Origin of the sequence: Sphingobacterium sp. InxBP1, assembly GCF_026191775.1 — a bacterium.
Classification (GTDB): domain Bacteria; phylum Bacteroidota; class Bacteroidia; order Sphingobacteriales; family Sphingobacteriaceae; genus Sphingobacterium; species Sphingobacterium thalpophilum.
On record NZ_JAINDX010000041.1, the window covers coordinates 427,528 to 452,872 of the forward strand.

At 43.5% G+C, this 25,345-nt stretch carries 23 protein-coding genes; 10 read left to right on the forward strand and 13 right to left on the reverse strand.

The genetic code is table 11. The features are described 5' to 3' along the window. Window positions 1-87: 87 nt before the first annotated feature. The 3 genes from K7A41_RS07565 to K7A41_RS07575 all read left to right on the forward strand — a co-directional run bounded on the left by K7A41_RS07565 (window position 88) and on the right by K7A41_RS07575 (window position 2,315). A complete protein-coding gene (locus K7A41_RS07565; protein ID WP_265713207.1) occupies window positions 88-1,224 on the forward strand; it encodes an SH3 domain-containing protein in 1,137 nt (378 codons plus the stop codon). A 139-nt stretch (window positions 1,225-1,363) separates the two neighbouring features. After that, window positions 1,364-1,840 (forward strand): hypothetical protein, encoded by a 477-nt coding sequence (locus K7A41_RS07570; protein ID WP_265713208.1) that lies wholly within the window; start codon window positions 1,364-1,366, stop codon window positions 1,838-1,840. A 10-nt stretch (window positions 1,841-1,850) separates the two neighbouring features. Further along, window positions 1,851-2,315 carry a hypothetical protein gene (locus K7A41_RS07575; protein ID WP_197734462.1) on the forward strand — a complete coding sequence of 155 codons (465 nt, stop codon included), beginning with the start codon at window positions 1,851-1,853 and terminating at the stop codon, window positions 2,313-2,315. Window positions 2,316-2,344: 29 nt separating this feature from the next. On the opposite strand, the gene K7A41_RS07580 is transcribed toward K7A41_RS07575, so the two are convergent. From K7A41_RS07580 to K7A41_RS07590, 3 genes are all read right to left on the reverse strand, one after another. Further along, a complete protein-coding gene (locus tag K7A41_RS07580; protein WP_028071161.1) occupies window positions 2,345-3,094 on the reverse strand; it encodes a LytR/AlgR family response regulator transcription factor in 750 nt (249 codons plus the stop codon). 129 nt (window positions 3,095-3,223) lie between these two features. Continuing rightward, window positions 3,224-4,294 carry a sensor histidine kinase gene (locus tag K7A41_RS07585; protein WP_265713209.1) on the reverse strand — a complete coding sequence of 357 codons (1,071 nt, stop codon included), beginning with the start codon at window positions 4,292-4,294 and terminating at the stop codon, window positions 3,224-3,226. A gap of 7 nt (window positions 4,295-4,301) precedes the next feature. After that, window positions 4,302-4,916, reverse strand: coding sequence for a hypothetical protein (locus tag K7A41_RS07590; RefSeq protein ID WP_265713210.1), 615 nt, complete (start codon window positions 4,914-4,916; stop codon window positions 4,302-4,304). A 401-nt stretch (window positions 4,917-5,317) separates the two neighbouring features. On the opposite strand from K7A41_RS07590, the gene K7A41_RS07595 reads away from it, so the two are divergent. The 5 genes from K7A41_RS07595 (at window position 5,318) to K7A41_RS07620 (ending at window position 10,753) form a co-directional block, all read left to right on the forward strand. Further along, the gene (locus tag K7A41_RS07595; RefSeq protein ID WP_265713211.1) at window positions 5,318-6,298 is read left to right on the forward strand and encodes a D-2-hydroxyacid dehydrogenase family protein; all 981 of its coding nucleotides are present in this window, start codon (window positions 5,318-5,320) and stop codon (window positions 6,296-6,298) included. A 142-nt stretch (window positions 6,299-6,440) separates the two neighbouring features. Next, window positions 6,441-7,508: an aminotransferase class I/II-fold pyridoxal phosphate-dependent enzyme gene (locus K7A41_RS07600; protein WP_265713212.1), complete on the forward strand. Its 1,068-nt coding sequence runs from the start codon at window positions 6,441-6,443 to the stop codon at window positions 7,506-7,508. Window positions 7,509-7,755: 247 nt separating this feature from the next. Continuing rightward, window positions 7,756-8,040, forward strand: a complete 285-nt coding sequence (locus K7A41_RS07605; RefSeq protein WP_028071165.1) for an HU family DNA-binding protein — start codon at window positions 7,756-7,758, stop codon at window positions 8,038-8,040. 18 nt (window positions 8,041-8,058) lie between these two features. Next, on the forward strand, window positions 8,059-8,895 hold the full coding sequence (locus K7A41_RS07610) for a tetratricopeptide repeat protein (RefSeq protein WP_265713213.1): 837 nt from the start codon (window positions 8,059-8,061) through the stop codon (window positions 8,893-8,895). Between the two features lie 304 nt (window positions 8,896-9,199). Continuing rightward, window positions 9,200-10,753 (forward strand): Rne/Rng family ribonuclease, encoded by a 1,554-nt coding sequence (locus K7A41_RS07620; RefSeq protein ID WP_028071167.1) that lies wholly within the window; start codon window positions 9,200-9,202, stop codon window positions 10,751-10,753. 49 nt (window positions 10,754-10,802) lie between these two features. Here K7A41_RS07620 and miaA read toward each other — a convergent pair whose 3' ends face one another. The 3 genes from miaA to K7A41_RS07635 form a co-directional block, all read right to left on the reverse strand. Beyond that, window positions 10,803-11,702 (reverse strand): tRNA (adenosine(37)-N6)-dimethylallyltransferase MiaA, encoded by a 900-nt coding sequence (gene miaA / locus K7A41_RS07625; RefSeq protein ID WP_265713216.1) that lies wholly within the window; start codon window positions 11,700-11,702, stop codon window positions 10,803-10,805. Next, on the reverse strand, window positions 11,699-12,871 hold the full coding sequence (locus tag K7A41_RS07630) for a Gfo/Idh/MocA family protein (RefSeq protein WP_265713217.1): 1,173 nt from the start codon (window positions 12,869-12,871) through the stop codon (window positions 11,699-11,701). Before K7A41_RS07630 ends, miaA begins: the two co-directional genes overlap by 4 nt. A 61-nt stretch (window positions 12,872-12,932) precedes the next feature. Next, on the reverse strand, window positions 12,933-13,709 hold the full coding sequence (locus K7A41_RS07635; protein WP_265713218.1) for a hypothetical protein: 777 nt from the start codon (window positions 13,707-13,709) through the stop codon (window positions 12,933-12,935). A 302-nt stretch (window positions 13,710-14,011) separates the two neighbouring features. On the opposite strand from K7A41_RS07635, the gene def reads away from it, so the two are divergent. After that, entirely contained in the window at window positions 14,012-14,593 is a 582-nt protein-coding gene (gene def, locus K7A41_RS07640) for a peptide deformylase (RefSeq protein WP_028071170.1), read from the forward strand. Between the two features lie 32 nt (window positions 14,594-14,625). On the opposite strand, the gene K7A41_RS07645 is transcribed toward def, so the two are convergent. The 6 genes from K7A41_RS07645 to K7A41_RS07670 all read right to left on the reverse strand — a co-directional run bounded on the left by K7A41_RS07645 (window position 14,626) and on the right by K7A41_RS07670 (window position 24,423). Next, the gene (locus K7A41_RS07645) at window positions 14,626-15,237 is read right to left on the reverse strand and encodes a trimeric intracellular cation channel family protein (RefSeq protein WP_037533980.1); all 612 of its coding nucleotides are present in this window, start codon (window positions 15,235-15,237) and stop codon (window positions 14,626-14,628) included. A 62-nt stretch (window positions 15,238-15,299) separates the two neighbouring features. Then, the gene (locus tag K7A41_RS07650) at window positions 15,300-17,660 is read right to left on the reverse strand and encodes a GAF domain-containing protein (protein WP_265713219.1); all 2,361 of its coding nucleotides are present in this window, start codon (window positions 17,658-17,660) and stop codon (window positions 15,300-15,302) included. A gap of 11 nt (window positions 17,661-17,671) precedes the next feature. Then, window positions 17,672-20,269 carry a BamA/TamA family outer membrane protein gene (locus K7A41_RS07655; RefSeq protein ID WP_265713220.1) on the reverse strand — a complete coding sequence of 866 codons (2,598 nt, stop codon included), beginning with the start codon at window positions 20,267-20,269 and terminating at the stop codon, window positions 17,672-17,674. Window positions 20,270-20,271: 2 nt separating this feature from the next. After that, the gene (locus K7A41_RS07660; RefSeq protein ID WP_265713221.1) at window positions 20,272-21,171 is read right to left on the reverse strand and encodes a hypothetical protein; all 900 of its coding nucleotides are present in this window, start codon (window positions 21,169-21,171) and stop codon (window positions 20,272-20,274) included. Between the two features lie 3 nt (window positions 21,172-21,174). Continuing rightward, on the reverse strand, window positions 21,175-23,187 hold the full coding sequence (ppk1, locus tag K7A41_RS07665; protein ID WP_265713222.1) for a polyphosphate kinase 1: 2,013 nt from the start codon (window positions 23,185-23,187) through the stop codon (window positions 21,175-21,177). A gap of 45 nt (window positions 23,188-23,232) precedes the next feature. Then, window positions 23,233-24,423 (reverse strand): Pycsar system effector family protein, encoded by a 1,191-nt coding sequence (locus K7A41_RS07670; RefSeq protein WP_265713223.1) that lies wholly within the window; start codon window positions 24,421-24,423, stop codon window positions 23,233-23,235. 460 nt (window positions 24,424-24,883) lie between these two features. On the opposite strand from K7A41_RS07670, the gene K7A41_RS07675 reads away from it, so the two are divergent. After that, window positions 24,884-25,165 (forward strand): hypothetical protein, encoded by a 282-nt coding sequence (locus K7A41_RS07675; RefSeq protein WP_265713224.1) that lies wholly within the window; start codon window positions 24,884-24,886, stop codon window positions 25,163-25,165. Here K7A41_RS07675 and K7A41_RS07680 read toward each other — a convergent pair. Next, on the reverse strand, window positions 25,158-25,345 hold a 188-nt coding region (locus tag K7A41_RS07680), incomplete at its 5' end, for a hypothetical protein (protein ID WP_265713225.1). The genes K7A41_RS07675 and K7A41_RS07680 overlap by 8 nt on opposite strands.

Sequence of the window (25,345 nt, forward strand, 5' to 3'; positions counted from 1 at the left end):
TAGATTAAAAACAAAAGAATTTTATAAAATAGGCAATAACCCCTGAATACCAGTATTTTTTTTGGCATGGGAATCGCTATTTTCACAATGATGAAAAAACTGCCTTTTTTACCGATTCGGATGATCCTGAGCGTAGCTGTTTTGGCTGGGCTATCCTGCTCCTGTGGCAATCCGGCAAAAAATACGCAAGTTCGCCAAAGAGATTCGGCGCAGTCTGCTATTCTTTCTGCCAGAGATACTGTGGCAGCACCGGAATTTCCGGCATTACCGATCAATTATGACCAGACCACGGTGCTTAAAAACGTGTATGTCATAGACCGCGAAGGAGCCGTGCTGCGTCAGGGAGCAGATCAGAAGGCTCCCGCGCTCGGAAGATACCCTTATGGTACAAAGCTGGACGTTATTGGCGAAGAGGGTGATTGGATAGCTGTGATGGATCGCATCCAGCGTAGTCAGAAAGAAGCCGACGGACAGACCATTGAGGTTACGAGATGGGAAAAGGTCTATGTGGCAAAGGCGAAGCTTGGCACGCAGGATAAGATCAAACTTTCGCCCAAAGATCTGAATCTTATTCTACTACAGAAGGTCGGTGATAAGGAAAATTATTATGAAAAGGGACAGCCCTTGGACAAGTATCTGCACTTGGAGCTGGTAGACGAACAAACCTTCCAGGCTGCTAAACGTACCGCGCAGGATGAAATGCTGAAGGATACGCTTTCCTATAAAAAGACGGGAATGACCTTGGATTTACCCTTAAAAAACGGTAGACGGTTGACCTTTACTGATCATGACATAGACAACGAGCTTCACGCCAGATACGATTATATGGGACATTACGATTTTCTGAATGCCTATGCGGTAAGCGGCAGTTATTGGGAGAGTGGAGATGTGCGGCTCTTTGATCGAAACGATGGCCATCTGATCGTAGAATGTGGCGATTATCCGCATTTCTCGACAGACAAAAAATACTTGATGACCCTGCATGCCGATCCGTACGAAACGACCGGAGACCTGCAGCTCTTCCACGTGAAACAAGGTAAGATTGCACCCATGCTTTTTTTTAGCTTTAAGTGCTGGATGCCGGCGGGAGAGGAAGATCTCACTTTTTGGGGCAGGGATGGACATATTTACGCAGCAGTCAATCATATCGATGCCTACTGGACCGAGAGGGGATTCTTGAGTGATAGATACCAGTTTCTTCGGATCAAGGTACTCGAACCTTAAAAGATAGGGCCTTTGGTGCAGTCCAGAAAGACTATGATTGCTTAATAAAACGAGGGGGTTTTTCTGTTTTGGGTAAAACTATTCTGTGGGCTGCCTGTTGTATTCCGTAAAATAGATTATAAGTTTGTAATTTAGTCAGATGAAACTAAAAACACGATTAATGTTTGTCCTTTTATGCTGTGCAGTCACACTGGCGAACGCGCAGGATCAGTCGTGGAAGGAACATAATAAATGGATCTGGGGTCCTTCAGTCGGGTACCAGTACCAAAGTGGCAATTTTCTGAAAGTTTCAGGCTGGGGTTTGTTCGCGCCCAATGATTTCCAATACATGAAAATTGATGCCGGAGCCAATTTCAGCTGGATGGAGAATCAAACGACCGTAATACCCGAGGTCGGCTTTACCTATTACCTCAACGACTTTGTATTGTTTCCCTTTGTAAAGGCCGAATTGACTCCCTATACCATCACGCCTAAGGTCGGTGCCAGCTTATTTTCAATTCTGGATTTGGGGATAGGTTATGGATTTGACTATAACACCAAGAAGGATTTCAAGCCGCTCGATGGAATTACGGTATCCGTGGGGGTCAACATCCCTCTGAATTTTCATATTTATTAAACCTTGAGTGATGCGAAACAAGAGTGTTTATTGGCTGTGTTGTATCGTGATATATTTTGCTTTTGGCGGCAAAGCGAAAGCGCAGGATTATCTGGTCGGTCCGACGCTGAGCTACCAGTTTCAAAAAGGAAGTATCGTTAAAACGGGCGCCTACTTCGCATTTCCTTTTTCGGGGGATCATATTATTCGGGCAGATGCTACAGCCAATTTCACCTGGACACAAAGTAAATTTGCCGTAATTCCCGAAGGAGCATTGTCATACTATCCCCAAACGTACGTGTTGACACCTTTTGTCCGTGCCGAGCTGACTCCCTATACGCTGACACCGAAAGTTGGTGTGAGCCTGGCCACTTTGCTGGATCTGGATTTCGGCTATGGTTTTTCCATCAAAAAGAAAACGGATTATCAGCCGATAAAAGGCTTTGCAGTGTCGCTGCGGTTTAGCATCCCATTAAACTATCGGCTCAATCTATAATAGCATGGGGTAGGGCGTGTGTTTTTCCCTTATTTATCTAACCATTTTTTGAAGGCGGCGACCTTTTCCCGTGATACAATAAGGTCCTCGGACCCATAATGGTGAAGGAAAACTTTTAATCTAGCGTTGGAATGGACGGCTATCTTTTTGATGGCATCAAAATGAATAATAGCGCTACGGTTGATCCTGAAAAAGTCAGTGGGCGACAGTTGCATCTCCAGCGCGTCAAGACTTTGGTCCAAAAGATAATTTCCGTTTTCCGACGTGTAGACATATGTTCCCTTGTTCTCGCTATAGATACATTCGACTTGTTTCGTTGTGACAACTTTTAGAAACTGGCCTATCCGGATGGTAAACCGTTCTTTATACATCGCCCCACCTCTGCTAAAGAAGGATTCGAGCGCTCTTAAGTCCATTTGCTGAACAGGTTTTCGAAATTGAATAAATTTCTCGATAGCATTTTTGAGTTCGGTATCATCAATTGGCTTTAGAAGATAATCAATGCTGTTCTGTTTAAAGGCACGCAACATATAATCATCATAAGATGTTGTGAAAATGATTGCCGCGGCAGGTTTTACCTGCTCAAGAATATCGAATGAAATTCCGTCGGCAAGCTGAATGTCCATCAGGATCAGGTCAGGATCTGCATTTTTGGCAAACCACTTAACGGACTCTTCCACCGTCTGCAATGTAGCGAGGACAGTATAGCCCAAATGTTCCAGTTTGCGCCGCAGTAATCTTGCCGAAGGCAATTCATCCTCAATAATTAATATTCTCATAAAAAGCGGTATTTCAAATAAAAAATGAATCCTCAATTTCGGATAAATAAATGGAAACAGGTTCGGTAATCTGTTTAGCGATGAAGATTCTGCCAGTCCGGTTGTTACAAAGTTTTGTCATACGTTGACTTATATAGCTAGATCGGTTTTTATGATCGGAAGTTCAACACAAAAAGTTTTGTCATTTTGCCAGATATTGACCGGTCGGTCGGAAAGCAACGCATAACGCTCCGCAATATTTTTCAGTCCTATGCCGGACTGTTGATGCAGCACTTTCTTTTTTTGTACCTTATTTTCCACAATCAGATAGTCTTCTTTTCGATAGATCCGCAACAGTAAGGGATTTTTAAAGGATATTACATTATGTTTAACTACATTTTCTATAAGTAATTGAAGGGAAAGTGGTAATAGCTGCTCTTGCGGAACGACTTCATCAAGTTCCATGTGGATAACTATGCCATCTTCAAACCGGAGGCTAAGTAACGAGAGGTACGCTTTTGAGAAAGTCAGTTCTTCCTGCAAGGGAACAAGACTCTTATCTTTATGCTCCAGAACATAGCGGTATATTCTGGAAAGATTTGTGGTAAAGATGCTCGCTTTTTTGGGATCTTCCTCAATAAGGCTATTCAGCACATTTAAGCTGTTGAATAAAAAATGGGGATCGAGTTGGTTCTTTAATGAGGCAAATTGGGCTGAGATCTGCTGCTTTTCCTGCTGACTTTCTTTGATCTGGTAGTCTTTAAATCGTTTATAAAAATAAAAGCCAAAGAAAACCATGGAAATAAACAAAGAGGTGACCGTTATTTGGAAGTAATAGATAACATGCTGTTGATAGATAAAATCAACAAAACGCTGTGAAAAACTTTTGGGACCATCGGCAGCAAATAAACCAGAGAAAAAAGCATTGACAGCAAAAACCACAAGTATGGTTAAAATGATGCTTCCAGTATAAAAAACGATCATCCTCTTTCCAAAATCTCTGCTCGACGGATATCTGTCGGATACCCATTTTGAAAGGTATACATTACCAAGGAAAAGCAAGAAGCCATATAGCAAACCTCTGGCCATATGGGGATGGAGAAAAAAAGATAACCAAGGGATATCCCTGCGGTCAAGCTTAGCTACGACCACAAAATACATGCAGACAACGAAGCTTGCCAGTAAAGCCTGTACAATGGTTTTATAAGGTAGTCTTTTCACCGCAATGTCATTTACATTCTTTTAATATCTGCACCGCCCGGTCCCGCCCCCAAGAAGGAGCAAACGGAATCGTTACTTTCTCTTCATCGAATAAAGATAGTGCTTTTCGCACATCCTCACATTCCTGACTTATATCTTGATTGAAATATTTCTTTGAATTTAATTGGAACTCAGCGATTCCTAGTCTTGCACGGGGATTGTTTGGCTCGATGGCCAATGCTTTTTGATAGTACCCAATGATGATGGGGGCAAGTTCTTTGCCTTTGGTCATTGGATCGGTTAGCATAAATGCCGTTTTGTTCATAGCCCTCAACACAAGCCACTCTGCATTATTGTCCTGTTTGCTGTCGTCGAGGATGGCTTCCGAAGCTTCGACATATTTGACCCGGAGCTCCTGGTCTTGCTCCGTAAAGGCGGCTGTGGTCAGTACCATAGCTTGATAATAGGCAGGAATCCAATTGTCTTTAGCGGCCTGGGCAATACTCTCCAGTTTAGCTGCGGCCTGCTGAGCCTGTCCAGATCGCCATAAAGTCATTGCTTCCGTCATGTTTTTTTCGTAGTTGCGCTGTGCAGAAGCCTTTGTGGCCAACAGGCACATCAAAATTAAAATTGCTGTTTTCATAATTTATATCAATTGCGTTTGTCTGTATATTGCTGTTTTATAATAAGATGTTCTAATCATTGGCCAAGTTCTATACAACCGGCAATCTCAGCAATTAATTGAGGATGAACCATCAGATTGTCTAGATGAATTGTAATTGCATATAGGTTTTCCAGTTGATTATCCTTCTTCCGGAGGTAAAAGTGTCCAAAAGACGAGCCGCTTTGCTGTAGGTACGATAGGACGACGTTCACATATTCCTTTTCCTGACTAAATATGAGCAGGAATACTCCTCTTTCGTCATAAGAGTGGATGGAATGTCAAAAAACAACGACGAATTGCCCTTTTTCGATTTTATGCCGTAAATTAAAGGTTGAAAAGAAAACCTGTCGCCAGACACAGGTCTAAATAACTTCAAGAAGATGCGAATAACCATTTTAGATGACTATCAGGATGCTGTCAGGCATCTGAATTGTTTCAAGTTGCTTGATGGTCATGATGTTCAGATATTGCAGCAATCCTATACAGATATCAGTGAATTAGCTTCTATACTTCAGGATACGGAGGTGCTGCTCCTGATCCGTGAACGTACCAAAATCACTGCAGAATTGCTTCAGTTGCTTCCAAAGCTCCGGCTTATAAGTCAGACGGGTAAAATTTCCAACCATTTGGATCTGGACGCCTGTAACGCTTACCATGTGGCGGTGGCCGAAAGCTCCGGTTTGCCAGTCGCCCCCGCGGAATTGACCTGGCTTTTAATCATGGCCGGTCTGCGGAGATTGCCAGAAGCCGTAGCGGCCATGAAAGCCGGAAAATGGCAGATAAATATCGGTCAGTCGGTCGCAGGAAAAACCATCGGAATATGGGGCTACGGAAAAATTGGCCGGCTGGTAGCCAGATACGCAAAAGCTTTTGGTGCAGAAGCAATTGTTTGGGGAAGCGAAGGCTCCCGTGAAGAAGCGGTAAAAGATGGATGCCTGGCAGCATCAAGCAAGTCTGACTTTTTCCACTTTGCCGATGTGATTACCTTGCACTTACGTTTGCTCCCTGCAACCCGCGGAATCGTAAAACTTGAAGATCTGCGCTCCATGAAGCCCTCTGCTTTGCTAGTGAATACTGCCCGGGCAGAACTGATTGAGCCAGGGGCTTTACTTCAGGCATTGAGAAACGGTACCCCGGGCGCTGCAGCAGTCGATGTCTATGAATCCGAGCCTGTGCTGGATCCCCAGCACCCTCTATTCCTTCTGCCCAATGTGATCTGCACACCGCATCTGGGATACGTGGAAGAAAATGCCTACGAGCAACTGTTTAAATTGGCTTTCGAAAATATCGTGGCTTTCGCACAGGGGCGTCCTCAGCATATTGTGAACCCTCAAGTACTCATAGCATCGGCGCATGGATAGCCGGTGAATTTGTCCGGCGCGCTTTGCTATCGTAGGTGATCTGCAGCAGACATGATCGAGATCCTATCTTATTTATTGGGTTAAAATGTGTAATATTGAGTGCAATAACTGGTCTCTGCCCTGCAGGCAGAAAGTATTGCTCATGAGAATTTTGCAGATGAAGGATTTTACGAAGCTTAATCAGCCTACCGGGCGAACCATATATCTAGACGGAAGAGAATACCTTTTTTTCGGAGGAACTTCTTATTTGGGTTTGGCAACCAATCCCGAATATACCGAACTTTTTATTGAGGGACTAAAGCGGTACGGTATTAACAATGGAACCTCGCGCAGTAATAATGTTCAGCAGGCGATATTTGACGAGGCCGAACAATATGCCGCACAGCGCTTTGGTTTTGAATACAGCTTGCTGCTGTCAAGTGGTTATCTTGCGGCACAATTTGTCGTAAAAGCATTATCAGCAGAGGGCGAACTGCTGTATGCCCCCTCCTGTCACCCTTCCCTGTGGAAAAATCAAAACCCTGATGTCAGCGGCAATTTTGAGAATTGGCGTAAGCAAACCGTCGACTATATTAACCAGGCATCGGAAACATCATTTGTTATCATCAGCAATAGCCTGGATAACATGAAACCGATGCGGTATGACTTTAGCATTTTTAGCCGGATTTCAAAGGAAAAAAAAGTTGTGCTATTGCTGGACGATTCTCACGGTATCGGTGTATTATATAAAGATGGACTTTCTTTGCTTCCTCAAGAACTTCCGGAAGGAAATATCGAGCTGATTGTTGTGGCTTCATTGGCAAAGGGCCTAGCTACCGACGCAGGCTTGATTTTGGCGAATAAGAAGCGTATAGAGGCATTCAGGAGATCCAACTTCTATACCGGCGCATCGCCAAGTTCTCCCGCCGCGCTCCACGCCTTTGTACATGGTGAACACATTTATAGGCAACAATTTGAAAGATTACAGGCGAATATTCTTCACTTTGCGAATGTTAGCGCTGGAAAGTGTAACTTAAAGTCAATACCTCACTTCCCAGTTTTTTCATCGCAAGATACCGGGCTCTATACAAGGCTAGTGGAGGCCGGAATACTGGTGTCGAGTTTTCCGTATCCCTTGCCCACAGATCCTCTATTGAATCGGATTGTCATCAATGCACACCATAAACCGGAAGATTTGGAACTCCTGGGCAAGGCGATGAGCATATCTTGATTTTTCTGTGACAAGCATTGGATCAACTTGTTGTAAATTAGAGAATTGTTCTTATTTTTGGATTCTATTTAGCAGACCGTTTGTGGTAAAATAAGGTTAATTGATTGTAAATGTTTGGCTTTTGGAGGCGTATTTATCAAAAAAGTATTTAAATAATTTCCATTCCTCATTTTAAAACAATACTTTTGCATCCCCAAACATTAGTTGGCTTAAGGGTTGAAAAATAAATAATTACAGTAAAATAGATATGACTAAAGCAGAAATTATTGCAGAAATCTCTAACAAAACTGGCTTAGAGAAGGTAGATGTTCAAGAGACCGTAGAGGCGTTCTTTAAAGTGGTCAAAAACGCAATGATCGGCGGAGAAAATGTATATGTAAGAGGTTTTGGTAGCTTCGTAGTCAAAAAAAGAGCTGAGAAGACTGCAAGAAACATTTCAAAAAATACAGCAATCATTATTCCAGAACACTTTGTTCCTAGCTTCAAGCCAGCTAAAATTTTCGTTGAGAAAGTAAAAAATGGCAATAAATAATCTTTAAAATAGATTAAAATGGCGAAAACCAAACAGATAATAGTAGTCGGAGCAGTCGTAGCGTTGGTTGCAGTGCTTTTTGCGCAACCTATTAAAGGTTTGGTGGACAAAGAAAAACACACTGCTGCAGCATCTGAATCCGAACCTTCCAACGAAGTGAACCTGGAAAATATCTCTTCGATGACAAAACAGGGGTTAGATGCTAGTTTAGTCAAAGAAATTTCCGATATTGAGGCCCAGGTTGCAAAGGCTTCTGGCGAAGAGAAGATAAAGCTGTTGCAACAGTTGGCAAATAAGTGGGACGATGTTGCAAAGCCTGCCCCTCAGGCATTTGTCTATGAGGAGATGGCCAAGCTTTCACCCAAATTTGATTATTGGCTGAAAGCGGGTAATGCTTATCGTACTGCTTATACAAATCTGCAGGATTCTACTTTAGCTCAGGCGTTGAACCAAAATGCCATCCGTGCATATGAGGCTGCGTTAAAAGCCAATTCAAGTAGTCTGGATGCAAAAACAGGATTAGGTGCCGCAATGGTGTCAGGTACAAACAATCCAATGGCAGGTATTGCCTTATTGCGGGAGGTTGTAGCCGCTGATCCTAAAAATTTAGAAGCAAACAAAACTTTGGGATTGTTTTCTCTACAGTCCCGTCAGTTTGACAAAGCCATCGAGCGTTTTAAGACCGTCATCGATCAGAAACCCGATGCAGAGTCATACTTTTACTTAGCCACAGGCTATGAAAATATTGGGATGAAAAATGATGCTATAACTGCTTTTCAAAAAAGTAAGGAACTGGCAGCTGATCCGTCCCTATCACAATTCATCGATCGAAAGATCGCGGAATTGAGCAAGTAATTAATTTATTATTTATAATCATTAAAAAATTTAGCTATGCCAAGCGGAAAAAAAAGAAAAAGACACAAGATGGCTACTCACAAGCGTAAAAAACGTTTAAGAAAAAATAGACACAAGAAAAAATAGTCTTGTGATAAGCTTTTAAACATCTTGGCCCATTTTGCTGAGATAGCTTTTACGAAACGATCTACATGTCTTTCAGGGTATGTAGATTGTTTTTTTCGTAACAACGTTCTTTAAAATGTTTAATCGGATGCCTAAAATTGCGGTAGCATATCGCATAGGCATCAAAAATGAGTAGCTTTTGGTAAAGGAATTAATTATCGATTCAACTCCTGATAAAGGGGTAACTATTGCTTTACTACAAGACAAGCAGCTGGTTGAGCTTAACCGCGAACCCGCCAATAATAATTTTGCTGTCGGAGATATCTATCTCGGACGTATCAAGCGGATTATGCCGGGATTAAACGCGGCGTTCGTAGATGTGGGCTACGAAAAGGACGCTTTCCTACATTATCTGGATCTGGGTCCCCAAGTGCAGTCGTTGCTCAAACTTACGCGTATAGTGAAGAATGGCAGTTATCAAGAGAAACTGCTCAATAGTTTAAAACTTGAAAAGGATATCGATAAAGCTGGCAAGATCTCTGATGTCTTGAGCAAGAACATGCTTGTGCCAGTACAAATCGCCAAAGAACCCATCTCAACAAAAGGACCTCGTCTGAGTTCAGACCTTTCAATAGCCGGTCGTTTTGTCGTTTTGGTGCCTTTCTCAAGTACTGTTTCCATTTCCAAACGTATCAAAGGTAGCAATGAACGCAACCGTCTCAAGAAGATTGTGGAAGGAATAAAACCACCAAACTTTGGTGTAATTATCCGTACCGTCTCTGAAGGTAAAGGCGTCGAAGAGCTGCAACGTGATCTATTGGACCTGATCTCAAAATGGGAGCTATTTACCAAACGTCTTCGGAATGCTGAACCGCCTCAAAAGGTTCTCGGTGAAATGGATCGTGCATCCACTATTCTCCGCGATATCTTGACAGACGAGTTTTCGCATATTTATGTTAATGATCCTTCGATCTTCGAAGAAACAAAATCATATATACACGATATATCTCCGGATCTGGAAAAAATTGTGAAGCTTTACAAACATAAAGAACCGATTTTTGACCATTTTGGAGTTGAGAAGCAAATCAAGGCAGCTTTTGGCAAAACGGTAACATTACCGGGTGGCGCGTATCTTGTCATCGAGCATACGGAAGCCCTTCATGTCATCGATGTCAATAGTGGTAACCGCTCTGCCAATAAGGAGAATCAGGAAGACAACGCATTGCTGGTCAATATGGAAGCAGCAAAGGAAATTGCGCGACAACTGCGCTTGCGTGATATGGGTGGAATTGTAGTCATCGATTTTATCGATATGCATAAACCCAATCATCGAAAAGAGTTGTATACGTTCTTAAAAGAGTGTATGGCTTCGGATAGAGCGCGACATACGATTTTACCACCCAGCAAATTTGGTTTGGTGCAGATCACCCGTCAGCGCGTAAGGCCTGAAATGAATATCGTCACAAATGAGAAATGTCCCGCTTGTGATGGTACAGGTGAAATCCGCTCAAGTATTGTCCTGATGGATGATATAGAAAATAATTTGAGTTTTATTCTTCAGGAACAGAACGAAAAAAAGGTGACCTTATGTGTTCACCCTTATATAGACGCCTACATTAAGTCTGGTCTGATCTCAAAAAGAATGAAATGGTTTATGAAGTACGGTAAATGGATCAAAGTAAATCCAATGACGTCATATTATCTAACTGAATTCCACTTCTTCAACGCAAAAGATGAGGAAATCAAGTTATAATAGAAAGAGATTAACGAAAAGGGTTAGCAGTGATGCTAGCCCTTTTTTGTTATATCCAATGGATCCGGATGCCATCTTTCTCCATTTTCCGGAAATAGGTCATCTGCCGTTTGGCGTAACGGTGGATTTCGGTCTCCAGTTTTGTAACAAAGCTTTCATGATCCATCTGCCCCAATAAATACAAGGAGGCGTATTTATATTCAAGGCCATAGTATTGCAATTGCTCGTGAGAGATCCCGGCGGTTAGCAGCTGTTGCACCTCCTCTAGAAATCCCGTGTGTAGTCTTTGCCGAAGTCTTCCGCTAATACTGGCCCGCCGTTGTTCAAGGGAAGGGTTGAGCCCGAAGACTATCGTATCCAGGCTCTTTTGTTGGATGGCAAAGCCCGGATGTTGTTGAAAGAACTCCATGATTTCAATAGCTCGGATAATCCGCTTTTTGGTTGAACGGTCTACCCGAAAGTCGGCCGGAACATCATAATCATCCAAGCGCTCCTGCAAAACTGACGTTGGCTGGTCAGCCAGAGCCTCTTTGAAACCTGCTATGCTAGGGATCTGTGCATACGGATTCTGCTGGATGACACTCTGTAGATATAAACCCGTACCACCGCATAGAATCGCCTGTTTGCCTCTCTTTAAAATGGATTGGTAAGCGTGATGAAAATCGTTAATGAAATGGCCGAGATTATAGTGTTCTCCGGGTTCCCGAATATTGATGAGATGATAAGGAATATCCTGGTATTCTGCCAGATCTTTCCCCGTGCCAATATCCATATGGCGGTAGATCTGTCTCGAATCAGCGCTGATAATTTCACCGTTTATCTGCTGGGCAAGCTGTACGGCCAATTTTGTTTTTCCGGATGCCGTGGGGCCAAGGATAACAATAACTTTCTCTCTTGAGGTCACGCTGTGCCCCAAAAGAGAAAGTATATGGTTTAATCTGTCTATCACACGACAAATTTAGTCCATTTTTCTGTTCCCTCGCTATTTTTAACTACGGTATCGATAAAGGCCATACCTCTTACGCCGTCGTATACTGTCGGGAAATCCTGCTCTTCGGGGGTAGGTGTCCTGCCCTCACGTTTGGCTGTCACAGTCGAAGCAAAGTTACGGTAGATATTGGCAAAGGATTCCAGTAAGCCCTCTGGGTGACCGGCCGGCACACGGGTATTGTGTGTCGCAAAGGAACTCAATGTATAGGGAGCTGCATAGGCATTTCCGGTACGGTACAGCTGGCGCGGCTGATCCAGCATCTTGATGATCAGATTATTTGGATCCTCATTGGCCCACTCCAATCCGCCTTTTTCGCCGTAAATGCGGATACGGACAGCGTTTTCTTCTCCCGCAGAAATCTGTGAAGCCATCAATACGCCTTTTGCGCCATTCTCGAAGCGTAGCAATACCGAACCGTCGTCGTCGAGTAAGCGCCCTTCCACAAAAGTAGTGAGGTCAGCGCATAGCTCCTGAATCTTTAACCCCGAAACGTATTCCGCAAGGTGCGCTGCATGCGTACCGATATCACCCATAACCAGCGATTTTCCCGAACGTTTTGGGTCTGCACGCCAGGCCGCACCAGCATTGCCTTCACGCTCCGTCAAACGGCTTAACCAGCCCTGAGGGTATTCAACAACGATTTTTCTTATTTTTCCAAAATGTCCTTCTTTGATCATGGCTTTCGCTTGCTTGACCATGGGGTATCCCGAATACGTATGTGTAAGGCATAGTGTACGGCCTGTACGCTCAACCGTCGCTTGCAGTTCTTTGGCTTCCTCAACAGATACGGTCATTGGTTTTTCGACAACAACGTCAAATCCCTTTTCCATTGCCAGTTTGGCTGGCGCAAAGTGTAAAAAGTTAGGAGTAACAATCGTTACAAAATCCATACGCTCGCCCTCTGGAAGCAAAGATTCCTTTTCGATCATCTCTTCATAATTCAGATATACACGTTCGGGAGCTACAAATAAGTCTTCTCCAGATTGTTTTGAAATTTGTGGATCTATACTGAAAGCACCACAGACCAATTCAATCTTACCATCCATAAAAGCGGCGATACGGTGTACGGCCCCAATAAAGGCGTCATTTCCACCTCCGACCATACCCATGCGAAGTTTTCTCTTCATAACATTATTATTTTGATTATTTATTTTTCAATTTAACAGTGTACAATATACACAATTTAGCTTATTTAATATATAAAATCATCTTGATGCTTCCCAAATTTTCCTTGAGGAAGCCTTTTGGGTGTTCGGCTATCAACGTCCTGAGCTCCTCCTGACTGCGATAAGGGTAACGACCTGTCGCGTCTACCCAAAAATGAATGGGCCCAGATATTTCTTTTTTTACGAAACCAATTTTTTCCAGCGAGGAGTCCTGGCTCCAGTCGCGGTCGGTAAATGTCATGATATCACCGGGCGAGAAATCCGCGCAAAAGGCTTTGATCAATTTGCTCAGCCCGCCAATGACGTTGTAACCCGATTTGTTGCAAAAGCGCAATAGTTCAAAGGAACGGTAAGATTCTGGACTGTCGTTCATGCGGCGGCCCCCGGAGAATACGGCAATAGATACCAGCTCCCCCTGCTCATATAGACCATAACGGTACTTGCCCGGGATGGCAACATGTAAATGATGTTCCACGAGAAACTGCATACTCACTTTTTTATCAATACGTGCAACGACCGTGTGCCGGGCGAAAATACGCCGGTTATTCTTTATCTTCGCTACAATGCGCTGAATAACAAGGCTGAATTTTTGTTCCAGCTGATCTTGATCGATATGAATGCTCGGGTCGGAGGTCTGATGGCGCGTCGGTTGCTCTTCGGGATAAAGAAAGATCTTCGTCGTCTCAGGAGCGGTAAGCTGTATAAAAGCATCGCATTCGGTCCGGCTCAGCTTTGCTCCAAGAGACTGCTCGAGTTCGGCTGCAAACCGATTAACCAGATCTTTAAACGATGGATTCATATAGCAAAAGTAACTTTTATAGAAGTTGTGACGAAATATTAGCTTTTAATTATTATCCGTACCTTTGTGCAAAATATAATTAATGTGCGAGTGCCCTTAATGAATGCCCATGAATACAAATGAGATTAAGGGAGAGACCGGGCGTTTGGACAGCCGGAGGCAGTGCGATCCCTTGATCACAGATAATAAATGCAGAACAATATTTATTTACATAGGAAATATGCCGGTAGTCAGGGCTGCACACAGCCTGGAAACATATTGCGTGGAATATTCCTATGGTAACGAAAACAAATAATACACATATGAAACTTCCGATAGTAGCTTACGGCGACCCGGTATTGCGCAAGGTCGCTGATGAGATAGATGAAGATTATCCAGATTTGAAGAAATTAATCGATGACATGTTTGACACCATGTATGCCGCACATGGTGTGGGGCTGGCTGCACCGCAGGTTGGCTTACCCATACGTCTGTTTGTCATCGATGCCACGCCTTTTGCAGAGGATGACGTGGAGAATCAAGAATTGCTTAAATCCTTTAAGAAGGTTTTTATCAATCCCATTATGGTTGAAGAATCCGGTGAAAAATGGGCTTTTGGTGAGGGCTGTTTAAGTATACCTGATATCAACGAAGATGTGTTGCGCCACAAAAATATTCGGATCAATTATTTGGATGAGAATTTTGAAGAGCACGAAGTCGAGCTCACTGGACTGGCGGCCCGTGTCGTACAGCATGAATATGACCACATCGAAGGTAAGCTTTTTACCGATAAATTGAGCACGCTGAAGAAGACCATGCTGAAAAGCAAACTGGATGCTATTTCTAAAGGTAATATTCGGGTAGGCTACAAAATGCGATTCCCACAGCAAAAGAAAAAGCGTTAGTCTCCCCTAACGCTTTTTCTTTTGCCATCGCCTCAGTCCAGCCGGGGTAAATACAACTTATATTTGACAGCGGTCATGCGGATCATAAACACAACTGCGGCGCCTATAAATGCTGCCCAGGATACATCCAAGTGGAGGTGCACTAGCAAAATATACATCAGTCCACCTGCCAGACAGGCGGTCGCATAGACCTCCTTCTTAAAAATCAGAGGCGTTTCATTCAGCAAAATGTCGCGTATCATGCCACCACATACCGAAGTAAACATACCGAAGATGATCGCCGCATATACACTGCTTTCGTAATTCAATGATTTTTGTACCCCCAAAATGGTAAAGAAGCTGATTCCAATTGCATCAAAAAGTGTAAGGGTTCGGTAATAACTGTATAATTGCCTGTTGAAAATAATCGCAATCAGAATTCCCAAGAAGATAGCAATTAAATAATTACTGTCGTTTACCCAGACCGGCCGTAAATTCAAAAAGACATCGCGCATAGATCCTCCGCCAATGGCTGTCACAAAGCCCAGAAAAGCCGCGCCGAAGATATCTATGTCTTTTCGTTTGGCAGACAAAGTCCCCGATATTGCAAAAAATAAAGTACCAAGCAAATCGCTCAGATAAAAGTAGTTGGCATCCGTTATCATCGTCCTCCTGTCTTTAAAATTATTGCCATAACATTTCCCTGAAAAGAGACCCTCCCACAAATTTAGGAGAAATCTTTGTAGTTTAGATTCACTGTGAGACGAATGGCTTTTAAACCTGCGATACCCTGCACCTCTTCAAGCTTCAGATGCTCAATTGTATTTTCGATGATGCCCATATCGTATATGGCCTGAATACTCAGATTGAGATCCTCCAAAATTTCGTCCGAGAGATAAACGATTGCAATTTTATTGACCTGAGTCAGGCGCTCCTTGCTCCGCTTTATCCGGATTTTGTCTATTCTTTTCTTGATAATCTCATAACGGATATTTAATGAGCCTTCCACGTCAAACCGACGTTCATCTTCCCGGAAGCTGATATCAATGCTATGCGGGTTGATAAAGATCAGTTGGGTAGTTTCCAGCGCGATCGGTAAACTCTGTTTTGCCTGATGGGCTTTTAAAGCGATCCTCGCCATCGATATGATTTGCTGGCGTCGAAAGATGTTGATAAACTCCTTGCTAAACGGTTGTTGGGGCGTGATGGACTTGCCGATATAAATATCGTATTCGATGCCATCGGTCCGGAACTTTTGGAAATAAGATGGATAGTTGCCTTGAATAAAATGGTTGAACTGGTTGAGCTCCTTGCTGATTAGGTGGTTGATCCTGCGCAAGGAAGTTTCAAATTCATTCCGATAAAACTCGCCAGTCTCCCTATTGGTAAAAAAGTGTTGTGCATAGTGTGATATGATCGCGTGTTTTGCCGGAAACTGTCTGTAGGCTTCATCCAGAAAGGGCTGCACGTCCTTTCGGAAAAACTCGATGATCTTAACCATGGATTCGTCAAAGGAGATACGGTCCAGCGAATCGGTAATCTGATCTACCCGTTTGGAAAAGTCCAGAATTAATTGATGTCGGCCATCCCGGGACAATTCGTCAATCAACAGCGCGAGCTGCTTTACCTTAAAGCTAAAATCCCGCAGGATTGAGGCATTGCGGATGATCGTCGAGTCCTTGACATCTATGGCGCCGTAAAGAGGATAGACATCTTCGAAGATGACAGGTTTGATATGCGCATTCTGTTCGTCATTTTCCAGTCCCTGTATGTACTGTGCAGCCACATAGTTAAATTTCCACTGTACAGCAGGCTGAATGGTGGTAAAACGGTTGATAATTATTTCGTCGATCCGTTTTTTAAATTGCATCGTAATGTCATGAGATAGCTGGGATAGTAAAGGGACCAGTGCACGCAGGGAATGTATGGTCTCGGTATCCAGCTGATCTAACTGACGGCTGTAGATTTCCATAATACCGGATAGGGCATGATTGTGAGTCAGCGGAATACAAAGGTATGTTTTGACCCCAGAGTCGTGTATCTGTTCATCAAAAATAGACTTTGTATTTTTGACACCGTCCATGGCGTTGTAAAAGATCAAATACGGATGTTTGAGATAGTTTGCAACTTGGGGATGGATATTTGTGTCACCATCCTTTCCATAAGTCTCCGAAATCAGCACGCTTTTATTCGTAATGGAATAATCAAAAAATGGAAGGCCATTGAGCTGAAATAAAGGAAATAGGCTAAAAATAGTATCCGATCCTTTTAATATGGGTTTAAGGATGTTCTCCAACTCTGTTAGAAAAATATGGTAATTATACGTTTCCAGGTCCGATAGCATCGACTGAATACGTTTTTGCGTATGGGCTAAACTACTTTTTCTAAAAGTCACCATGGTAAATCCCGACAGCTCAAAGTCTTCTATTTTGATCTGGCTGGTTACATTATTCCAGTCGAATAAAGATGTGTCGTCTGCGTTTTGGCTGAGGTGGCTTACATCAAAATGCGGAAGTTCGTTCCGGGGCTTTATATCGACAAATTTGAAGTCAATATGAAGGTCATAATAATCGATAATTTCGCCCCGTGTATCGAGGTGATGAAAGACGATGCTATTGTTCTCTTGTGTAGGAAGGCCATATAGACGCTGGAAAATTAAAGAATAGATCATTTTTTCCTGATTGCTCAATGTGTCCCCACCTTGTATCTGGTCGTCGATATCCTGCTCTGCCAAGCGCTGACTGCAAAGCTCAAAAAAGGCTTCGGTGCCATAAAAAGTTTCTTCAGCAAGCGGAGTGGCCAAAGCCCAGTATTTTTTTGGATCGGTGTCAATAAGCGATACCGATAAACTATAGATCAATTGCAGTATATCTTTATAAGCATTTAGGTTCTGTTTACAGAGCCGGCCGCTGACAAGCTCAATTTCTTTGACCCGTTCGAGGGCGAGCACTGGGATCATATCATCCGAAGCAGCACTATTTTGAGTAAAGGATTCGAGGTATCGGAAAAAAGGCTCGAAGTTGAGCCTTCTTTCGTTGTTATGGACAACACCTTTGCTTTTGGTGAGTTGTACGTTCTTAATTTCCATGCGTTGAACGGTTAAAATCGGAACCCAGTACTAAAGTAAGGATACCAGCCTTCGTTGGATTTGGCCATGACAACATGTAACGGTAATGCATTCGCTACAATGTAATATAAGCCGGCCCCTATGCCTTGATGGATCCTATTGCTGTTGTACCCATGTGCCCATACTTTGCCGATATCATACATTCCCATGACTCCCAGTTCGCCCGGCAGAACATAACTCTTCACATCATGTATTTTCACCCGTGCTTCCAGATTATTATAAACCATCTGCTCCCCGGCAAATCTATACTGACGGAAACCCCGCAAATTTTCGTGGCCTCCAAGAAATAAATACTGGTAAAATGCGGGGTTTCCGATGACGGTACCACCTCCTACCCGATTGGCGAGAATAAGGCCTTCGTCGAACGCGCTAAAATAGCCTGCGAATTCGCCACTTATCTGAGCCGAGTTGCGGGAGTATTTATTCAGGCCCAGATAGGAATTCAATATTGCGTTGATATATAGCCCCTTGCTGGGGTTGACCTTGCGGTTGCGGCTGTCATGGGTCAGGAAAGCGTTCAGCCCCGTGAAAAACTTGTCATTGGTGATAGAAAGGCTGTCATAAGAGTGTAGGGCCTGTGGATTTAAGATAAAGCGGTCCTGGTTTTCTGCTGGGTCCAGATGATAAAATTGGATGTGTGGGCCTACTGCATACTGCAATGAAGATCCAGAATGCCATCTCAACTGAGGATTAACGTTAAAAATATTGAAACGGCTGCGGTAATATTTTGCCCCATGTTGCTCCTTTAGAAATAAGGAATTGTTACCGACACCGAAGAAGTTTTGCGTGTTGTCCGGTGCTTTTGCCAAGGCATCGAGCACCAAGTCAGCGTTGCCCACAACGTCCTGCCATTCGCCACGATAATGGATTTTATAGGCTCCTGTTCTAAATGCCGCGGCAACCGTAATCTGTTGTTTGTAGGTGAAAGGTGTTTTCCGAAATCCCCGCTGATGGGTGTACGCCGCACCTAAGCCCAAGGAGAAACCATCGTCAGCATTGTATCCTGCGGTAATCAAAGGTAACCAGGAATTGTACAGGTTAACCGGTACAAACTGGATATTTGAACTGTCCTTGCTGCGATGGAGCTTGATTCGCTCTTTTTTACCTAAAAAGAGCGAATTTTTGGAGTTTTCATAAAGTTTTATGTTGGACCTGCTGTTTGTGACAACATAGGTTTTGGGTAAGCTGTCGCCAATGATACGAAGTTTTATGGGCGAATTACGGTTGTCGACGAAAACGGTGTCACTTCCTGCGCCTAAATATAAGCGTATTTCTTTGGTCAAACCTTTATCGTAGGTTTTGTCCATTAGCGTTTTGGTAACTTTTCCTTCCTTGTTTATCTTCGAGACGTTCACTTTGAGGCCTTTTTTGCCCGTGCTTTTAACTTCTACCTTTTCGTTTTTATCACTAAGATGGATATCCACGATAGTATTGATAAAACGGTAATAGGTTTCCATCGCCGCCGGTAGCGCATCCCGCCTACTCTGAAGTGTCTGGTAAATCTGCTCGCCACGAATCGCTATGGATGATTGGGGGAGACTGTTGACCGATTGCCGGAGTACCGAGTCCGTCAGGCGGGAAACAAATTGATTGACTTCTTTCGACCATTCTTTATGCGGAAGCTGGTTGCTGGGATGGGCATTCAAAAATTTGGACTTAAATAATGAATATTTGATATTGGGGATTCCCATGGTGAATCCTTGCATGACCGGGTTTACAAAACGCTGGTAAATGTCTTTCATCAACAATCCTTGCGTAACCCGTAATGCCTGGTCGCGGTCCCTTGGAATGGGAATATAATCTTTGTCCTTATCATCGGTATCCTGATTCTCGTTGTACCATCGCCATTGGTCTTCGTGTCGGTCCCAGTCGCTAACGATGACATCCAACATACGCGCACGTAGATAAGCCTTGGCTTTAAAGTCATCATCATTATCTTCCTGCATCTTACGGACCGCCTTTGGACTGTTGTCCGAATCGCCTAACGGCTCTCTTTCTTCCAATAGGGCTACAGTATTTTCAAAAAGCGGAGCATATTCACCTAAAATCGTGTCCGGAGCGACTACGCCAATCACTGGATGCGCATATGGTACATGGACTGCATGGGCCAGAGGTGGAATCATCAAGGCCGAATACGGGTGCTGGGCGCTTGTTGCATCATCCAGAACATCCTGCACAAAGGTACCATGCAACTCTTCCGGGATCAGCGATTCCGTACGTTTGTTGACTGAACGAAGCGCCCATTGACGACCGCTGGAATCTTGCAGCCGCAGCGAGACGGATTGCATGCCCCCTCCCTGTTTCACGGGGGTCAGTCCACCATACAGCCTCGAAAGCTGTAATCGTGGCAGGGTGGTTGGAGCTGCCCATTCTTTTCGGTAATTCTCTCCAAGAAAGAATCTTTTGAACCCTCCCGCTGTTCCGTACTTAGCATTGGCAACTACGGTTATACTATCTTTGATCACTGCAGGGCTAAGTGGAAGGCCGTTATGTCCTGCCGACATGTCTTGCTGCTGAGCAAAGGAATGCAAGGATAGGAAAAGTAAAAAGAAAGGTAAGGCCGATTTCATGCTTATATTTTTTCGAACTTATAGATGATTCCTTTATCTTGACTACCCGCCTCGCTGCTGATATAGAGATTGAATTTTGTATCAAAGGTGATCCCCTCAGGTTGCGGAAAAAGTTTTGGATCAAGAGTTGTCACAGATTTAACGTGAAAATGATCATCTGTTACCACCAGCGCCTTATCAACAGAAGAAAGAATATACCATTCATTGCTGTCTAGCTTTTTAGCTAAGGCTGACGGCCTAAATGTTTTTTTAATCTTAGGATCGAACTTTTTCAGTTCGTCAATCTGAACAGCAAATTCCCCTTGTGGGCTTAGCCCTCCGTCCGGGCCTATGGTGAAGATATAGCCGGAGGTCTGTGGTTGTTTTTTATCCGCCTTACACTCTTTACACAATACATAAGCCTGATTGGTACTTTTGTCAACGAAAAGACCTTCGTATTCTCCTTTCGGCACAAGATCTTTCTGCTCTGTGACCGCTTTGATATTATCCTTTTCGCTGATGGGAAAAGAATAAATAGTCCCATTGCTTTTTAGGATGAAGAGATGTGTTTTGCTGCTGGCGATATCTTCGTAATCGCCATCTTTACCGAAAGGGGTATAGGTTGCTTTTTGTGTCGTTAGATTATAGGTAAATAGCAATCCCTGCTCATCTTGAATAGCATAAATATGGTCATCCTCCCCTTCAATAAATGTGATGCCCGATATTTCAAGCAGTTCATCCGGAAGGTTTATCTTCTGGCCCGAAGATAGCTTGTAGGGAATGCCCTGCTGTTGCCCACGATCCACTGTTACGGTGGAGGGCTCACCTGAATTCCCATTTTTCCCCCTATTGGGGTTGCAGGCTAGTAAAATTGCTGCAGTCAATCCAAAGGCCAATGTTGTCATCAATGTTGCTGGTTTCATTAATTAGTTGTTTAAGTAATCAACAATTCTTTGTTGTGATATTATGCCACTTTGCTTGTCTACTGGAACATTTTGTCCAAGATCATCTAGAAAAGTTGCTTCAACATCATCTGCAAACTGTATGTCAAAAAGTTGCTGTATCCTTCTGGACAAGTCGGGGTCGACAATCGGAAAGCAGGTCTCTATGCGCCGATAAATATTACGATTCATCCAATCGGATGACCCCAGATAGACTGTTGTGTCGTCACCGTAGCTGAATATGAAAATCCGTCCATGCTCAAGGTAGCGGCCCACGATGCGTTTTACTTTAATATTTTCGCTTAATCCAGTGACCTGCGGTTTCAATCGGCAAATTCCCCTAATCAATAATTGTAATTGTACCCCTGCCCGACTCGCCTCGTACAGTTTATTGATTAACGATTCTTCCTCTAAATTGTTTAGCTTAATTTTTATGGAAGCCCTTGTTCCAGCCTTAGCTTGACGGATAGCCTCGTCGAGCTGTAACAGGAATGCTGTCCTAAGATTGAACTGGGCGACCAGCAACTGCTGGAAAGGGATCTCCGTTGGCTTCTCAGGCTTTCTTCTGCTGGGCAAAAAATCAAATAAAAGCCTTAGTTCGCTGGTCAGCTGACGGTTGGACGTCATCAGGAAATAATCGGTATATACCTTTGCTGTTTTTTCATTTAGATTGCCGGTTCCGAACAATGCCGTCTCCTGTCCATTTTTTCGTTTGACAAGTGCAATTTTGGCATGTACTTTCAGGTTGGGAATGCTGTAGCTGATCCTTACCCCCTGCTCCTTCATGAGTCTTGACCAATGTATGTTGTTTGCCTCATCGAAACGTGCCTTTAACTCAACGAACACGTGTACTTTTTTGCCATTTTTTGCAGCACTAGCCAGTGCTTGTGCAATGCGCGAATCGCTGGCGATGCGGTACAGGGTGGTGTGAATTTCCTCTACATCCGGACTTATGGCTGCTTCATTAAAGAAACGAAGAACAGGATCAAATGATTCATAAGGCGTGCAGATTAAAATATCACGTTGATCAATCTGTTCGAAAAGAGAATGGCCAAAGTCCTGATGGACTTCGATCTGTCGTTGTTTGGGATAGCATAGCTTTTCCCGTTTAATTGGGAAGGCAAAGAAGTCTTTCAGATTATGGTAAAAACCGCCTTCTACAATGCTACTTTTCCGTAGATCGAAAAGCGAGGCCAGCCTTTCCACCAGATGATCCGGAAAATTGGGCTGGTGCAAAAAACGTGTCGCGTAGCCGAGGTCCCGCTTGTAGACCTCAGCCTCGATTTTTAATGCGATGTCACCGTCAAACTCATCCTGTAAATTGAGTTCAGCATCCCGTGTGATTTTGAAGGAGTAGAATTTTAAGTTGTTATTATTGAGCGCTTTGGGGAGGAAGAGTTTAATAATATCATCAACGAATACAACATAGGTCTTGGCATCGACCTCACAGGTGAAAAACCGGCCCGTTCGGTCAGCAGGGATATTTACAATGAACAGATTGGACGAACTGCTATCTGAAAGCGCGAAATAAAGCTGGTTGTTGACAGGAAAAAAAGAAAGCTCTTCGTCAAGCTTGACGATCTGTAGATAGGAAGCAATGGTATTGAAAAAATATTTGGCAACTTCGGCTTCAATCTCGGGCGGAATTTGTTGATTATAAATGAGCAGAATGCGCTCATCGGCCAGCTGACGGATAATATCGGACAGGAACGTTCCAAATTTTTCCTGTTGCTTATCTATGATTTTGGCCGCCTTTTTATAGGTTCCAATATCAAGGTTTGGAACGCCAGTCTCGGCGCTCCTCTTTTTTATTTTTTTCCATGCCATTAATACGGGCATCCGGACGCGATAGAATTCGTCCAGATTAGATGAAAAAATGGCGAGAAACTGTAGCTTTTCTAAAAGAGGAACCTCCTGGCGGCCCGCTTCACCGAGGACACGCTCGTTAAAGGAAAGCCAGCTGATATCTCTGTTGATGTATAGGTCTTTTTTTTTCATCGATAAAACGATTGAAGAAATGACAATAATAGGTCAACTGTGAGTTTACAATAGTGTCGCGAATACAAACGCGATGACTGCAATCACTAGACCAAACATAAAAATACCGTAGGCATAACGTAACAGCTTATATTTCCTGCCCAAAACGACACCCTGGGAATATACGTCCTTGGTGAGCATGCCATAAAGGAACTCTGAGTCGGCCATTACTTTTTGCATGCCTTCGTTGTAATCTTCAAGCTTCATTTTGTAAAAATTTCCAAAAAAAAGCAGATTAACCGTTTTCTGTTCAATTTCATGTTTTGAAAATTTTCCAGAAGGAATTTTTGGAATGGTGGACAGTATGGCCATAACCATCGTAGCGACGACTGCAGTCGTCAAAATAATCGTAGGTAGGATGAGATGTTCGTTGCTGTCTAATTTTCTAAACAACACAGCAATGACAACCGACAGGATAATCGAGTTGACTGTCAACAATATATTGGCTTTGTTGTCGGCCATATCGCTCAGTCGTTGGTTGTTGGCGGATGTAATTCGGAACATCGTTTCTATACCCCGTTCGGGCTTCCCATTCCTGTCTTTCTCTTTCGGTTTTTTGTCGTCTTTTTTGCTTTCTTTATTTTTAGAAATAGACTTTTCCTGTTTTCGTTCTAACTCCTTTAAGTTCTCTTCTTTCTTCGCATTAAGTTTTTGCCGGGCATAGTCCGTGTGGTAATGGTGACTCAATAATAGCTTTATGGTTCCTGCGCGCCAAATATCTTTATCGATTTCTTTACCTAGAACAGCTTCAGCTTCTGCCTTCATAAGTTTGTTTCTGTTTTCAAAGTCATCGCTTCCAAGGTGAAATAGATCGGCATCGCAAAGTATTTTTTCCAATAGGGTATTGGGCTCTTGCGGCATTCTTGTCGCGAGGATACAGCCCTTAATCTTCTCCTTTACCTCTTCGGGGATACCTTTATCATTTAAGAAGTCCAGTGCGATCTCCACACTCCTTTTTTCGTGACCAATTGCGTTGTCAGATTTTACATAACCCAAATCGTGAAAATAAGCAGCGCTGATCACAATAAAATGATCCACCTCATCCAACTGATAAAATGAAGAAATCTCTTCAGCTGCCTGAACCACCGAATGGGTGTGCAAGCTATTGTGAAAACAGTGGCATGTCGATATGTTTTCTGAGATATATGTTCCAGAATATTCTTCTATCTGTTTTAAAAGTTGGTTATAATCTATCATGGACCAATATGTTAATCGGAATAAAAGTATCTAATATCTTTAACATCTTAAATAAATATTATCTCTTTTTGTAATTTCTTAACCTAGATCAAATTTAATGAAAATTAGCCTATTCCTTCCTGTCTGCTCTGCTTTATTGTCTGCCTCGTAGCTAAAAGTCTGTTCGCGATGTTTTGATGAACAACTACCTGACGATATCTTACAATTTCATCCGTATTTGTTGCCTTGTCACTGTCCGGCATGTTGTATGAACTGGTTTTCTATTGACAGTGACCAAGTCCCATATTTACTTAGATATTACATATTGCTTAGTTAGGTTTTCGTTAGGTTTAGTTTAGCTTTTACCTAACGAATACCTAAACTAAACCTAAACAAACCCTAAGTAAAGCCTATCTAAATATATATGTTGTCCTCTACCAAATTGTCGTTTGGGCGTTGGACCGGATATCCATAGCTGGTCGTGCGCCTCCGGCCTGTATCAGCCCGGCAGTCAGCAGATCGTGTGTCCGGAGTGCGTGTGTCGGTGCTGCCCCATGTTTTCTCGGGCTGCGGTGCACCGCGGATCTACTGCTGCTCTGCGCCTTATCCGCCTCCGGGGCAGGATGACCGTGGAGTGAGAACAGGGCCGGGGGGCGCTGAGAGCGTGCAGGACACGGACTCAACACGGACTCAACACGGGCTCAGCACGGAAACAGGGCTGAGCCACCGTGCTGAGTCCATGCTACTGTCAAGGATTATCTGAGTATTGCCGGCTCTGGTAATCCGTCTTCAGGATCTGTTCCCTGGGCTCCGGGGGGCGTCGCTGTTGGCCATGGTCTGCGGAAGCTGTCCGGTCTATCACCGTCCGGCGGATCATGCCGATGTACCATAGGTTTGCTGTCTCCAATGCTGCAGTCCGAACGGGCATACTTCCGTTCCCCTT

Bases quoted from the DNA above. Each gene is read 5' to 3' on its own strand.
- K7A41_RS07565 (WP_265713207.1), top strand. From the start codon at position 88: ATGATGAAAAAACTGCCTTTTTTACCGATTCGGATGATCCTGAGCGTA.
- K7A41_RS07570 (WP_265713208.1), top strand. From the start codon at position 1,364: ATGAAACTAAAAACACGATTAATGTTTGTCCTTTTATGCTGTGCAGTC.
- K7A41_RS07575 (WP_197734462.1), top strand. From the start codon at position 1,851: ATGCGAAACAAGAGTGTTTATTGGCTGTGTTGTATCGTGATATATTTT.
- K7A41_RS07580 (WP_028071161.1), bottom strand. From the start codon at position 3,094: ATGAGAATATTAATTATTGAGGATGAATTGCCTTCGGCAAGATTACTG.
- K7A41_RS07590 (WP_265713210.1), bottom strand. From the start codon at position 4,916: ATGAAAACAGCAATTTTAATTTTGATGTGCCTGTTGGCCACAAAGGCT.
- K7A41_RS07595 (WP_265713211.1), top strand. From the start codon at position 5,318: ATGCGAATAACCATTTTAGATGACTATCAGGATGCTGTCAGGCATCTG.
- K7A41_RS07600 (WP_265713212.1), top strand. From the start codon at position 6,441: ATGAGAATTTTGCAGATGAAGGATTTTACGAAGCTTAATCAGCCTACC.
- K7A41_RS07605 (WP_028071165.1), top strand. From the start codon at position 7,756: ATGACTAAAGCAGAAATTATTGCAGAAATCTCTAACAAAACTGGCTTA.
- K7A41_RS07610 (WP_265713213.1), top strand. From the start codon at position 8,059: ATGGCGAAAACCAAACAGATAATAGTAGTCGGAGCAGTCGTAGCGTTG.
- K7A41_RS07630 (WP_265713217.1), bottom strand. From the start codon at position 12,871: ATGAAGAGAAAACTTCGCATGGGTATGGTCGGAGGTGGAAATGACGCC.
- K7A41_RS07635 (WP_265713218.1), bottom strand. From the start codon at position 13,709: ATGAATCCATCGTTTAAAGATCTGGTTAATCGGTTTGCAGCCGAACTC.
- def (WP_028071170.1), top strand. From the start codon at position 14,012: ATGAAACTTCCGATAGTAGCTTACGGCGACCCGGTATTGCGCAAGGTC.
- K7A41_RS07645 (WP_037533980.1), bottom strand. From the start codon at position 15,237: ATGATAACGGATGCCAACTACTTTTATCTGAGCGATTTGCTTGGTACT.
- K7A41_RS07650 (WP_265713219.1), bottom strand. From the start codon at position 17,660: ATGGAAATTAAGAACGTACAACTCACCAAAAGCAAAGGTGTTGTCCAT.
- K7A41_RS07655 (WP_265713220.1), bottom strand. From the start codon at position 20,269: ATGAAATCGGCCTTACCTTTCTTTTTACTTTTCCTATCCTTGCATTCC.
- K7A41_RS07660 (WP_265713221.1), bottom strand. From the start codon at position 21,171: ATGAAACCAGCAACATTGATGACAACATTGGCCTTTGGATTGACTGCA.
- ppk1 (WP_265713222.1), bottom strand. From the start codon at position 23,187: ATGAAAAAAAAAGACCTATACATCAACAGAGATATCAGCTGGCTTTCC.
- K7A41_RS07670 (WP_265713223.1), bottom strand. From the start codon at position 24,423: ATGATAGATTATAACCAACTTTTAAAACAGATAGAAGAATATTCTGGA.